This window comes from Thermomonospora umbrina, from assembly GCF_003386555.1.
In the GTDB taxonomy this organism is placed as follows: domain Bacteria; phylum Actinomycetota; class Actinomycetes; order Streptosporangiales; family Streptosporangiaceae; genus Thermomonospora; species Thermomonospora umbrina.
Window position 1 is genome coordinate 5,797,966 of the sequence record NZ_QTTT01000001.1, and the last position, 12,871, is coordinate 5,810,836.

Sequence of the window (12,871 nt, forward strand, 5' to 3'; positions counted from 1 at the left end):
GGGCGGGGTCCCCAAGGGCGGGTCCGCCAAGGGAAGGTCCGCCAAGGGCGCGCCGCCGAGGGGCTCCGCGTCGCGTCGCGGACCGGGTGGGCGTCCGACCGACGCACCCGAGCCGCCCCGGCGGGCCGGGCGGCCCCAGGCGGTCCAAGGCACCAAGACAGCCAAGGCGTCCAAGGCGTCGAAGCCGCCGGTGCGGGCGCGGCGGCCCGGAGGCAGCGGCCCGGTGCGACCCCACAAGGGCCCGCCTCCCAAGGTGTTCTTCGGCGCGGCCGGCGGGATCCTGGCCGCCGTCCTGGCGGGGGTCGTGGTCGTGGCCGTCGCCTCGGGCGGCGACGAGGGCGGCGCGGCGGCGTCCGAGCCCGCGTCGCCGGTCGGTCGTCCCGTCGACAGCGGGCGTTCCCCGGCCTCCTACTCCAGCTCTCCGACGACCGGCGCGTACGCGGGCATCGCCCGACGCGCGACCGACGTGAAGCCGCTCACCGAGGCCGAGTCCTTCCCCGGCTCCGGCGAGGCGATCGCCGTCACGGAGGCCAAGGCCACGCTCAGGCTCGTCGACCACCGGCTCGACGCCGACTGCGCGAACGCCGTATGGGGCGCCGCGCTGGGGGACGAGCTGCGCAGGGGCGGCTGCACGCAGGCGCTCCGCGGCATGTACGCCGACGCCCGGCGGGGCTTCGCGCTCAGCGTCACCATCCTCAACCTCAACACCTCCGCCGACGCCGACCGGCTCGTCGAGGCCCTCGGCAACGGGCGCGGCGGCGGCTTCATCCGACCGCTGACCGACCGTGTCGCGACCCCCCGCTCGACCTCCCGCACGTCGTCCGGAGCGTCGCCGACGGCCCTGCCGCTGGAGCGTTTCGGCGAGGGCTTCAGCATGGCGCGCGGGCTCGCGATGGGCCACTACGCGGTGATCGCCTGGGCCCAGCGGCTGGACGGGTCCGGGGACGCGGGCGACGAGGCGCTGCTGGCCCTGCTCATCGAGGGCGGGAAGGCGCCCGGGGTGCTCGGGCGCGCGGCCGCCGCGGGCTGAGCACCGGCGGGAACGGCCGCCCCGGCGCATTCCCGGGACGCCGGTGAGGCTGATCACCGGGCCGGTCGATATGCCCGGATGGCGTCCGGGTTATGCTGGTCTAAACCACTGGTCGGTGGTGCCTGCCGGGATGCACCGTTACGGGGTCGTTTCGCGCGATGTGGCGTGGCCTCCGTGTCACCGGGTATACCGGGCGGCACCAGGAGATTCTCCGGCCTGTCAGGAGAAGTTTCGCGATCAGGTCCAGTCGGGCATGATCCCGACAGTGAGATAGTCTCACGGTAAAGGAAAGCAGCAGGGCCAACGCCGTCCCGGACTGCACTGACGGAAGCAGTGACACGATGACGGGAGGGTTGATGACGGCTGCTGCCCTCACACCTGGCCGGCCCCCACGGCAAGGGCTGTACGACCCGGCCAACGAGCATGACGCGTGCGGCGTCGGCATGGTCGCCGACATGCACGGTCGTAAGAGCCACGACATCGTTCAGCAGGCCCTGACCGTTCTGCGCAACCTCGACCACCGCGGCGCGGTGGGGGCGGAGCCGGACGACGGGGACGGCGCCGGAATCCTCACCCAGATCCCGGACGCCCTGTTCCGCGAGGTCGTCGACTTCGCGCTGCCCGAGCCCGGATCGTACGCGGCCGGCACCGCGTTCCTGCCGGCCGACGGCACCGAGCGCGCCGCCGTGATCGCCCACGTCGAGGCGCTGTGCGTCGAGGAGGGCCTGGAGGTCCTCGGCTGGCGCGAGCTGCCCCACGACCCCGACTTCTGCGGCCCGGCGGCCCGTCGCACCATGCCGCACTTCGCGCAACTGTTCCTGCGCGCCAGAGGCGACGGCCCGCACGCCGGCAAGACCGGCCTGGAGCTGGACCGCGTCGTGTTCTGCATGCGCGAGCGCGCCGAGCAGGACATGGCCGGCGGCGGGCCCGGGTCCGCCGGCTGGGGCAAGCGCGTCTACTTCCCGAGCCTGTCCTCGCGGACGATCGTCTACAAGGGCATGCTGACGACCCCGCAGCTCGAGCCCTTCTTCCCGGACCTGTCGGACCGCCGCTACGACTCCGCCATCGCGCTGGTCCACTCCCGGTTCTCCACCAACACGTTCCCGGCGTGGGAGCTGGCGCACCCGTACCGGTTCATCGCGCACAACGGCGAGATCAACACCGTCAAGGGCAACCGCAACTGGATGCGGGCCCGTGAGGCGCTGCTGAAGTCGGACCTGATCCCCGGCGACCTGTCCCGCGTCTACCCGGTGATCGACATCGAGGCCAGCGACACCGCCTCGGCCGACGAGTGCCTGGAGATGCTGCACCTGGGCGGCCGGTCGCTGCCGCACGCGGTGCTGATGATGATCCCCGAGGCGTGGGAGAACCACACCGAGATGGATCCGGCGCGCCGCGCGTTCTACGAGTTCCACTCCACCCTGATGGAGGCGTGGGACGGGCCCGCCAGCGTCACGTTCACCGACGGCACCGTGGTCGGCGCCGTGCTCGACCGCAACGGGCTGCGCCCGGGCCGGTTCTGGGTGACCGACGACGGGTTCGTGGTGCTGTCCAGCGAGTCCGGCGTGCTCGACATCCCGGCCGACAAGGTGGTCCGCAAGGGCCGGCTGCAGCCGGGGCGGATCTTCCTGGTCGACACCGCCGCCGGGCGGATCATCGAGGACGACGAGATCAAGGCCGAGCTGGCCGCCGAGCACCCGTACCAGCAGTGGCTGGCCGACGGGCTGGTCCGCTTCGAGGAGCTGCCGACCCGCGAGCGCACCCTCCCGCCGCACGACACGCTGGTACGCCGGCAGCAGTCCTTCGGCTACACGCTGGAGGAGCAGCGGATCATCATCGGCCCGATGGCGCGGACCGGCGCCGAGCCGATCGGCTCGATGGGCACCGACACCCCGCTGGCGGTGCTGTCCAAGCGCCCCAGGCTGCTGTTCGACTACTTCAAGCAGTTGTTCGCGCAGGTCACCAACCCGCCGCTGGACGCCATCCGGGAGGAGCTGGTCACCTCCCTGCAGTCCACGCTGGGCCCCGAGGGCAACCTGCTGGAGCCGGGCCCCGACTCCTGCCGCCGGCTGGTGCTCCCGACCCCGATCCTGGACAACGACGAGCTGTCCAAGATCGTTCACATCGACGACGACGGCGCGCTGCCGCACCTGCGGGCGCACGTCGTGCACGGCCTGTACGAGGTCGACGGCGGCGGCGAGGCCCTCGAGCACCGGCTCGAGGAGATCTGCGCGGAGGTCTCCCGGGCCATCGAGGACGGCGCGCGGATCATCGTGCTGTCCGACCGGGGCGCCGACCGGACCCGGGCGGCGATCCCCGCGCTGCTGCTGACCGGCTCCGTCCACCACCACCTGATCCGGGAGAAGGCCCGCACCCGCGTCGGTCTGGTGCTGGAGACCGGCGAGGCCCGCGAGTGCCACCACATGGCGCTGCTCATCGGGTACGGCGCCTCCGCGGTCAACCCGTACCTGGCGATCGAGACCGTCGAGGACCTCATCGCCACCGGCGCGCTGACCGGGGTGGAGCCCGCCGCGGCCGTCCGCAACGTGGTCAAGGCGTACGGCAAGGGCGTCCTGAAGGTCATGTCCAAGATGGGCGTGTCCACGGTCGCCTCCTACACCGGCGCGCAGATCTTCGAGTCCATCGGCCTCGGCCAGGAGGTCGTCGACCGGTGCTTCACCGGCACCACCTCCCGGCTGGGCGGCATCGGCTTCGACGTGATCGCCCACGAGGTCGCCGAGCGGCACCGCCGGGCGTACCCGCCGGCCGGCAACGACCCGGCGCACCGCACCCTGGAGGTCGGCGGCGAGTACCAGTGGCGTCGCGAGGGCGAGCCGCACCTGTTCAACCCGGACACGGTGTTCAAGCTCCAGCACTCCACCCGCACCCGCCGGTACGAGATCTTCAAGGACTACACCCGGATGGTGGACGGGCGGTCCGAGCAGTTGATGACGCTGCGCGGCCTGTTCCGCCTCAAGGAGGGCGAGCGGCCGCCGGTGCCGATCGAGGAGGTCGAGCCGGTCTCCGAGATCGTCAAGCGGTTCTCCACCGGCGCGATGTCGTACGGCTCCATCTCGGCGGAGGCGCACGAGACCCTCGCGATCGCGATGAACCGCCTCGGCGGCAAGTCCAACACCGGCGAGGGCGGCGAGGACCCGGCCCGGTTCACCCCCGACGCCAACGGCGACCTGCGCCGCAGCTCCATCAAGCAGGTGGCCTCCGGCCGGTTCGGGGTGACGGCCGAGTACCTCACCAACGCCGACGACATCCAGATCAAGATGGCCCAGGGCGCCAAGCCCGGCGAGGGCGGCCAGCTCCCGGGCCACAAGGTCTACCCGTGGATCGCCAAGACCCGGCACTCCACCCCCGGTGTCGGCCTCATCTCGCCGCCGCCGCACCACGACATCTACTCCATCGAGGACCTCGCCCAGCTCATCCACGACCTGAAGAACGCCAACCCGGCGGCCCGCGTCCACGTGAAGCTGGTCGCGGAGCTGGGTGTCGGGACGGTCGCGGCGGGCGTGTCCAAGGCGCACGCGGACGTGGTGCTGATCAGCGGCCACGACGGCGGCACGGGCGCGTCGCCGCTGACCTCGATCAAGCACGCGGGCGCCCCCTGGGAGCTCGGGCTGGCCGAGACGCAGCAGACGCTGCTGCTCAACGGGCTGCGCGACCGGATCGTGGTGCAGACCGACGGGCAGATGAAGACCGGCCGCGACGTGATCATCGCCGCGCTGCTGGGGGCGGAGGAGTACGGCTTCGCCACCGCGCCGCTGGTGGTGTCGGGCTGCGTCATGATGCGGGTCTGCCACCTGGACACCTGTCCGGTGGGCGTCGCCACGCAGAACCCGGTGCTGCGGGAGCGGTTCTCCGGCAAGCCGGAGTTCGTGGTGAACTTCTTCGAGTTCATCGCCGAGGAGGTCCGCGAGTACCTGGCGGAGCTGGGCTTCCGGTCGCTGGACGAGGCCATCGGCCGCATCGACCTGATCGACGCGGAGCGGGCCGTCGACCACTACAAGGCGTCGGGGCTGGACCTGAGCCCGATCCTGCACCGGCCGGAGCTGCCGGCGGGCACCGCGCTGCGCCGCGTCACCACCCAGGACCACGGGCTGGAGAAGGCGCTGGACAACACGCTGATCCAGCTCGCCGAGAGCGCCGTCACCAAGGGCGAGAAGGTCAGGCTCGACCTGCCCATCCGCAACGTCAACCGGACCGTCGGCACCATGCTGGGGCACGAGGTGACGCTGCGGCGGGGCGGTGCGGGGCTGCCCGACGACACCATCGACATCACCCTGACCGGCTCGGCGGGCAACTCGTTCGGCGCGTTCGTCCCGCGCGGCATCACGCTGCGGCTGGTCGGCGACGCCAACGACTACGTCGGCAAGGGCCTGTCCGGCGGGCGGATCTCGGTGCGGCCCGACCCGGCGGCCCCGTTCGAGCCCGAACGGCAGATCATCGCCGGCAACGTGATCCTGTACGGGGCCACGTCGGGCGAGTTCTTCGCCCGCGGCATCGTCGGCGAGCGGTTCTGCGTCCGCAACTCCGGCGCCACCGCGGTCGTCGAGGGTGTCGGCGACCACGCGCTGGAGTACATGACCGGGGGCCGCGCGGTGATCCTCGGCGGCACCGGCCGCAACATCGCGGCCGGCATGTCCGGCGGCATCGCGTACGTGCTGGACCTGGTGCCGGCGCGGGTCAACCCGGAGATGGTCGAGGTCGAGCCGCTGACCGACGAGGACCGCGCGTTCCTGCGCGACGTCGTCGAACGGCACATGGCCGAGACCGGCTCCACCGTCGCCGAGAAGCTGTTGGCCGACTGGGAGGGCTCGCTGGAGCGCATCTCCAAGATCATGCCGCGGGACTACAAGCGGGTGCTGTCGGCGGCGGAGAACGCCCGCCGGCAGGGCCTGGACGTCGACCAGGCCATCATGGCCGCCAGCCAGAGCTGAGAGGGGGGTTCCACCATGGCCGACCCGAAGGGTTTCCTGACCGTCCGGCGGGAGCTTCCCCAGCGCCGCCCCGTGGACGTCCGCATCAAGAGCTGGAGCGAGGTCTACGAGGGCTTCGGCCGGGAGAGGCTCGAGAAGCAGGCCAGCCGATGCATGGACTGCGGCATCCCGTTCTGCCACCAGGGCTGCCCGCTGGGCAACCTGATCCCCGAGTGGAACGACCTCGTCTACCGCACCGACTGGCGTGAGGCCATCGAGCGGCTGCACGCCACCAACAACTTCCCGGAGTTCACCGGGAAGCTGTGCCCCGCCCCGTGCGAGGCGGCGTGCGTGCTCGGCATCAACCAGGAGCCGGTGGCGATCAAGCGCGTCGAGGCGGAGATCATCGACCGGGCGTGGGCCGAGGGCTGGGTGACCCCCCAGCCGCCGCAGGTCCGCACCGGCAAGAAGGTCGCCGTCGTCGGCTCCGGCCCTGCCGGGCTGGCCGCCGCCCAGCAGCTCACCCGCGCCGGCCACGACGTCACCGTGTACGAGCGGGACGACCGGATCGGCGGGCTGCTGCGCTACGGCATCCCCGAGTTCAAGATGGAGAAGCGCCATCTGGACCGGCGGCTCGGCCAGATGCGCGCCGAGGGCACCGAGTTCAAGACCTCGGTGAACATCGGCGAGGACGTCACCGCCGCCGAGCTGCGCGAGCGCTACGACGCCGTGCTGCTGGCGGGCGGCGCCACCGTCCGCCGCGACCTGCCGGTGCCCGGCCGCGAGCTGGCGGGCGTGTACCAGGCGATGGAGTACCTCCCGGACGCCAACCGGGTCCAGGAGGGCGACTACGCCGAGCCGAAGGTCACCGCCGCCGGCAAGCACGTGGTGGTGATCGGCGGCGGCGACACCGGCGCCGACTGCATCGGCACCGCGATCCGGCAGGGCGCCGCCTCGGTGACCCAGCTCGAGATCATGCCGCAGCCCCCCGTCGACCGCCCCGGCACCCAGCCGTGGCCGACGTTCCCGACGCTCTACAAGATGGAGAGCGCCCACGAGGAGCTCGTCGACATGGGCGGCGACCGGCTCTACGCGCTGTCCACGGTGGAGTTCCTGGGCGACGAGGACGGCAACGTCCGGGCGCTCAAGGTCATCGGCGTGGAGGGTCCGGAGGCCGGCTTCGCGCCGATCCCGGGCACCGAGCGGGAGCTGCCCGCCCAGTTGGTCACCCTCGCCATGGGCTTCCTCGGCCCGGAGCGGGAGGGCCTGCTGGAGCAGCTCGGCGTCGAGCTGGACCAGCGCGGCAACGTCGTCCGCGACGCCGCGTACGCCACCTCCGAGGAGGGCGTGTACGTGGCCGGGGACATGGGCCGCGGTCAGTCCCTGATCGTGTGGGCCATCGCCGAGGGGCGCGCCGCCGCCGCCGGCGTGGACGCCTACCTGAACGGGTCGACGGCGCTGCCGTACCCGATCCCGCCCACGGCGCGTCCCATCGCCTGACCCGTCGGCCCCGCCGGGGCCCGACGACCGAAGCAGCCGTCCGCCGGACCCGCAGACACCGGGTCCGGCGGACCGCCCGCTCGCCGTGATCGCCCCGCCGTCGGCCGGGGACCACCGCGAGTGTCACGCGCTGTCATCGCTCGCCTTCGATCCGGGTCGTCGCCGGCACCGCCCCGCACGGGCCGCTGACCTGCACCTGTCAGAGGAATGACAACGCGGTGCCCAAAGGTTTGGGATCATGACCGGTCCTTCCGGCCGGTGGACGAGTACGGTGCGTTGCCGGAACCCGCCCACCGAGCACGGGGGTGACAGTTTGGGCGCACTGGACCAGGACGAGAGCCGGCAACCCTGGCGGAACGTGCCACGCGACGTGGCCGTCGGCTTCCGGCCGTTCGTGCCCGCCGTCGCCGAGGAGGCGATGGAGGCCATCCGGCGGCAGGTGCCCGAGTACGTCCGGCCCGCCGACCCCAAGTACGGGGAGGTGCTGCGCCACGCGGTCGAGAACGCCATCGGCCACTTCATCGACCTCATCGGCGACCCCGACACCCCCTGGGACGCCACGCTGGAGTTCTTCCGCGAGGTCGGCTACGGCGAGGCCAAGGAGGGGCGCAACCTCGACCACTGGGAGCTGGCGCTGCGGCTGGGCGCTCGACTGGCGATCCGCTCGCTGGGGGAGCAGTCCGGGCGGCTCGGCATCTCGCGGCAGACCCTCGGCCAGCTCGCCGAGGCCGTCTTCGCCTACCTGGAGGTGATCGCCGCCGCCGCCAGCCGGGGGCACGCCGAGGCCACCGCCCATGCCGCCGGGGAGGTCCAGAACCGCCGCCGCAGGCTGATCGAGCTGCTGCTGGCCGACACCGCCGCCCCCCAGGCCGTCGAGGACCTGGCGCGGCTCGCGGGCTGGTCGATCCCGCGCACCCTGTGCGTGGTCGCCTTCCACGAGCGCGGCGAGGGCCGGTTCCGGCCGCCGGCCCTGCCGCCCGACGTTCTGGTCGACCTGGACCGGGGCGACCCGTGCGCCATCGTGCCCGACCCCGAGGGGCCGGGGCGTCGCGCCATGCTCGCCGCGGCGCTGCGCGACTGGGTCGCGGCGGCGGGCCCCACCGTCGACCCGATGTCCGACCCCTCCCAGACCGGCCGGTCGCTGCGCTGGGCCCGGGAGGCCCTCGGCCTGGCCCGCCGGGGCCTGCTGCCCGCCGAGGGGATGGTGATCGCCACCGACCACATGCCGGCCATGGCCATCATGCGCAGCGAGGAACTGGTCTCCCTGGTCGCCGCCGACCGGCTGGAGCCCCTGTCGGCCGTGCGGCCCTCGCAGCGGGTGCGGCTGGCCCGCACGCTGCTGGAGTGCCTGCGCTGCGGCTTCAACGCCACCGAGGTGGCCGGCCGGTTGCAGGTGCACCCGCAGACCGTCCGGTACCGCCTGCACCAGTTGCAGGACCTGTTCGGGGACACCCTGTACGACCCCGAGCGCCGGCTGGAGCTGGAGATGGCCCTCTTCGCCTGGCTGGCGCACTCGCCCCCGGAGTCGCCCAACGACCCCGACACCGACGCCGTCCCGCTCAGCCCCGTCGGCTAACGGTCCCGTTCGGCCCGGCCCGCCCGGTCGCTTCGGGCGGGCCGGACGTCGGTGTGGGCGTCGGTCCGGCGCGCGCGGCGGGTCAGCGAGAGCAGGTCGCGGGCGGGGCCCGCCGGCCGCTGACCGAGGGGCCAGACCGCCCGGAGCGGGCGGCGCAGGTCCAGGTCGGCGACCGGCACGGCCACCAGGCGTCCGGTGGTCACCTCGTCGGCCACCGCGAGCTCGCTGAGCACCACCGGGACCGCGCCCGAGGCCGCCGCCGCCTTGAGCGCCGTCGTGGACGCCAGCTCCAGCACCGGCGCCGACACCCCGCCGAACGCGGCCAGCGCCCGGTCCAGCACCTCCCGGGTGCCCGATCCCCGTTCGCGCAGGGCGAGGGAGGTGGCCGCCAGCTCGCCGGGCGTGACCTCGCCGCGCCGCCTCGCCCACGGGTGCCCGGGGGACACGACCACGACGAGCCGGTCGGCGGCCACCACCGTGCCGCTGAGCCCCGCGGGCGTGTGCGTGCCCTCCACGAACCCCAGGTCGGCCGTCCCCGCCAGCACCTGCTCGGCGACGGCGGAGGAGTTCGCCGTCCGCAACGTCACCGCCGTGCCCGGCCGTGCCCGGTGCAGGGCCAGCAGCCAGCCCGGCATCAGGTACTCGGCCACGGTCAGACTGGCCACCACGCGCAGCCGCCCGTCGCGCCGCTCCCGCAACGCCCCCACACCCGCGTCGAGGGCCTGCGCGGCCTCGATCACCTGCGCCGCCCATCCGGCGACCAGCGTGCCCGCCTCCGCCGGCCGCGACCCGCGCGGGGAACGCTCCAACAGCGCCACCCCGAGCCGCCGCTCCATCGAGCGGATGCGGGCGCTGGCGGCGGGCTGCGTCACGCCGATCTCGGCCGCCGCCCGGCCCACGCTGCCCAGCCGGACCACCGCCAGCAACAGCTCCAACGCGGCCAGCTCCGGGACCCGAGCGGAAAGAGTGCTCATAAGCCCAGTTTATGGCCCCATAGGGCGATGACCTCTACCGACGGCCTCGGCGATCTTCCACGATGGGACCATGACCGCCCCCGACCCCGTGATCCCGCTCGGCGCCGTGCGCCGCCCATCCGCCGTGTTCCGGCACTTCGGGCCGAACTGGTACGCCTGCGTCATGGGCACGGCGATCGTCGCGAACGGCGCGTACGCGCTGGGCCCAGGCCTCCCCGGGCTCCGCGCCGGCGCCGTCGTGATCTGGGCGCTGTCGGCGGTGCTGCTGGCGGCGGTGACGGGGGCGAGGGCGGTCCACCTGACCCGGCACCACGGCGAGGCCCGCCGTCGGCTGCTGGACGACCCCGCCACGGCGGTCTTCTACGGCTGCCCGCCGATGGCGTTCCTGGCCGTGTCCTACGGGACGCTGACGCTCGGCCCCGACGTCCTCGGCGCGTCCGCGGCCGTCCGCGTCGCCGCCGCGCTCTGGGCGACGGGCGCGGTGTACTCGCTGGCGGTCGTGTTCGCCGTGCCCTACCTGCTGATCACCAGGCACGCCGCGCGCGTCTCGGCGGCCCCGCCGACCTGGCTGCTGCCCGTGGTGGCCCCGGTGGTGGCCGCCGCCCTCGGGCCCCCGCTGATCCCGCACCTGCGCTCCGCTCACCTGCGCGAGGCGCTGCTGTTCGCCTGCCAGGGCATGTTCGGCGTGGGCCTGCTCGCCACGCTGGCCCTGCTGCCGGTGGTCATCGCCTCGGCGGCGCGGCTGCCCCGCCCGTTGACCCCGTCGCTGTTCCTGGTGCTCGGACCGCTCGGGCAGTCGACCACGGCGCTCGCGCAGCTCGCCGAGGGCGCCGTCCACGCCGCTCCCCGCTACGCCGCCGCCATGGAGATCCTGGCGGTGCTGTACGGGATCCCCGTGCTCGGCTTCGCCCTGCTCTGGCTGCTGATCGCCGGCACCGCGAACGTGCGGGCGCTGCGCGACGGCATGCCGTTCACGATGACGTGGTGGGCGTTCACGTTCCCGGTCGGCACGTGCGTCACCGGCGCGGCGGGGCTGGCTCGGCACACCGGCCACGCGGCCCTGACCGCCCTCGCCGCGGCCCTGTACCTGCTGCTCCTCGCCGCCTGGACCACGGTCGCGCTGCGGACCGTCCGGGGCGTCTGGACCGGGAGGCTCTTCGAGGCGCCCGCCCGATGACCGTTTTCGACAAGACCCTTGAACGAGCGGCTCGTACGTTGGGGGCATGAAGACCAGCAAGACCGTCACCGCAGAAGGGCTCGCCGCCGCCGAGCGCTTCCTCCACCTGAACGCCCGGGTGCTGGAGCGCCGCCGCTTTCAGATGCACTTCCGGGGCGGGGGAGCCGCTGCGTTGGTCGCGGCGCTGCGCCCGTACGAGAACGCCGACGGCGGCTACGGCAACGCGCTCGAACCCGACCTGCGCGGCGACGCGAGCCAGCCCGTGCCCGCCCAGCACGCCCTGGAGATCCTGCACGAGGCCGGTCACGACGACGACCCCGCCGTCGGTCGGCTCTGCGATCACCTCACCACGATCACCGCCGCCGACGGGGGAGTGCCGTTCGTCCTGCCGACCGTGCGACAGGGCCCGCACGCGCCGTGGTGGCAGACGCCCGACGATCCGCCCGGGTCGCTGGTGCCCACGGCCACCCTGGCGGGGCAGCTCCACCGCGCCGGGTCCGCCCACCCGTGGCTCCCACGCGCCACGGCCTTCTGCTGGGAGGGCATCGATGCGCTCACCGAGGTGTCCCCCTACGTGGCGTACGCGATCCTGGCCTTCCTCGACCACGTGCCCGAACGGGCGCGGGCCGAGGCCGCCTTCGAACGGCTGCGCGGGCCCCTGCTGGACGGCGTGACCCTCGACCCGCGGGCCTCCGGCGAGGTCCATCAGCCGCTCGATTACGCGGCCTCCCCGGACGGGTTCGCCCGCCGGCTGTTCGACGACGACGTCATCGAGGAGCACCTGGACGCGCTCGTCGACGCCCAGGACGAGGACGGCGGCTGGCACGTCAACTTCCTGATCTGGACCCCGATCACCGGCCACGAGTGGCGCGGCGTCATCACGGTGGAACGGCTCAGGACGCTCCGCGCGTACGGCCGGTTCTCCTAGCCCTTCCGGGGGAGCAGCTCCGAGAGAGGCACCCCGGCGAGGGCCTTCACCTCATGGGCCAGATGGGACTGATCGGCGAAACCGCTCGCGTACGCCGCGTCCGCCGGCGCGCCACCGGCCCGGACCAGCGCGAGCGCCCTCTGAAAGCGCAGGATCCGCTGGAGCGTCTTGGGCCCGTACCCGAAGGCCGCCAGCGACCTGCGGCGCAACTGGCGGTCGCCGAGCCCCAGCCGGTCGGCCAGATCCCGCACCGAGCCCTCGGCCACTCCCGCGGCCACCAGCGGGGCGACCGGGTCGGCCGCCAGATCGGAGGAACGGACCCGCTCGACGACGGCGCCGGTCAGCACGGCCGGCGGGGATTGCGCGCCCGCCAGCCGCTCGGCCAACGCCTCGGCCTCGTCGCCCCACAGCTCCGCCAGCGCCGGACGACCGTCGCGTACGGCGTCGGCGGGCACGCCCAACGCGGGGGAGGCCATGCCGGGGCGGAAACGCACACCCGCCATCCGCCCGCCCGGCGGCACCGTCGCCGTCCGCGGTCGGGTGTCCGGCCCGGCGACCTGGAGCCGCCCGTCCCAATCGGACCAGATCACGTCCACGCAGCCGTCCGGGACCACTCGCTGGGTGAACGCGGCGTCCCCGCCGGAACGCTCGTGCGTCCACACGCAGGCCAGCCCGAGGCCCTGCGGCGCGGGTCGCTCCCGATAGGCGGATCGTGGCACGTCTCCATGCATACCACCCGGACTCGTGGGCACGGCGCG

General features: G+C 73.6%; 8 protein-coding genes. 6 read left to right on the forward strand and 2 right to left on the reverse strand.

The genetic code is table 11. The features are described 5' to 3' along the window. Nucleotides 1-223 precede the first annotated feature (223 nt). The 4 genes from DFJ69_RS25990 to DFJ69_RS26005 all read left to right on the forward strand — a co-directional run bounded on the left by DFJ69_RS25990 (nt 224) and on the right by DFJ69_RS26005 (nt 9,034). Entirely contained in the window at nt 224-1,030 is an 807-nt protein-coding gene (locus DFJ69_RS25990; protein ID WP_116025013.1) for a hypothetical protein, read from the forward strand. Nucleotides 1,031-1,386: 356 nt separating this feature from the next. Then, entirely contained in the window at nt 1,387-5,979 is a 4,593-nt protein-coding gene (gene gltB, locus DFJ69_RS25995) for a glutamate synthase large subunit (RefSeq protein ID WP_116025014.1), read from the forward strand. A 15-nt stretch (nt 5,980-5,994) separates the two neighbouring features. After that, nucleotides 5,995-7,458, forward strand: a complete 1,464-nt coding sequence (locus DFJ69_RS26000) for a glutamate synthase subunit beta (protein ID WP_116025015.1) — start codon at nt 5,995-5,997, stop codon at nt 7,456-7,458. 358 nt (nt 7,459-7,816) lie between these two features. Beyond that, nucleotides 7,817-9,034, forward strand: a complete 1,218-nt coding sequence (locus DFJ69_RS26005) for a PucR-like N-terminal domain-containing protein (protein ID WP_245974578.1) — start codon at nt 7,817-7,819, stop codon at nt 9,032-9,034. Here DFJ69_RS26005 and DFJ69_RS26010 read toward each other — a convergent pair. After that, nucleotides 9,031-10,008 carry a LysR family transcriptional regulator gene (locus DFJ69_RS26010; protein WP_116025017.1) on the reverse strand — a complete coding sequence of 326 codons (978 nt, stop codon included), beginning with the start codon at nt 10,006-10,008 and terminating at the stop codon, nt 9,031-9,033. The two genes, DFJ69_RS26005 and DFJ69_RS26010, sit on opposite strands and share 4 nt — an antisense overlap. Before the next feature lie 70 nt (nt 10,009-10,078). Between DFJ69_RS26010 and DFJ69_RS26015 the strand changes: the two genes are divergently transcribed. Both DFJ69_RS26015 and DFJ69_RS26020 read left to right on the forward strand, forming a co-directional pair. Further along, the gene (locus DFJ69_RS26015) at nt 10,079-11,185 is read left to right on the forward strand and encodes an SLAC1 family transporter (RefSeq protein ID WP_116025018.1); all 1,107 of its coding nucleotides are present in this window, start codon (nt 10,079-10,081) and stop codon (nt 11,183-11,185) included. 46 nt (nt 11,186-11,231) lie between these two features. Continuing rightward, nucleotides 11,232-12,113: a hypothetical protein gene (locus tag DFJ69_RS26020; protein ID WP_116025019.1), complete on the forward strand. Its 882-nt coding sequence runs from the start codon at nt 11,232-11,234 to the stop codon at nt 12,111-12,113. On the opposite strand, the gene DFJ69_RS26025 is transcribed toward DFJ69_RS26020, so the two are convergent. Beyond that, nucleotides 12,110-12,832 carry a helix-turn-helix transcriptional regulator gene (locus DFJ69_RS26025; protein ID WP_245974579.1) on the reverse strand — a complete coding sequence of 241 codons (723 nt, stop codon included), beginning with the start codon at nt 12,830-12,832 and terminating at the stop codon, nt 12,110-12,112. The two genes, DFJ69_RS26020 and DFJ69_RS26025, sit on opposite strands and share 4 nt — an antisense overlap. Between the last annotated feature and the right edge of the window lie 39 nt (nt 12,833-12,871).

What these genes read in the sequence shown, in the direction of transcription:
- gltB (WP_116025014.1), top strand. Translation starts at nt 1,387, where the DNA reads ATGACGGCTGCTGCCCTCACACCTGGCCGGCCCCCACGGCAAGGGCTG.
- DFJ69_RS26000 (WP_116025015.1), top strand. Translation starts at nt 5,995, where the DNA reads ATGGCCGACCCGAAGGGTTTCCTGACCGTCCGGCGGGAGCTTCCCCAG.
- DFJ69_RS26010 (WP_116025017.1), bottom strand. Translation starts at nt 10,008, where the DNA reads ATGAGCACTCTTTCCGCTCGGGTCCCGGAGCTGGCCGCGTTGGAGCTG.
- DFJ69_RS26015 (WP_116025018.1), top strand. Translation starts at nt 10,079, where the DNA reads ATGACCGCCCCCGACCCCGTGATCCCGCTCGGCGCCGTGCGCCGCCCA.
- DFJ69_RS26020 (WP_116025019.1), top strand. Translation starts at nt 11,232, where the DNA reads ATGAAGACCAGCAAGACCGTCACCGCAGAAGGGCTCGCCGCCGCCGAG.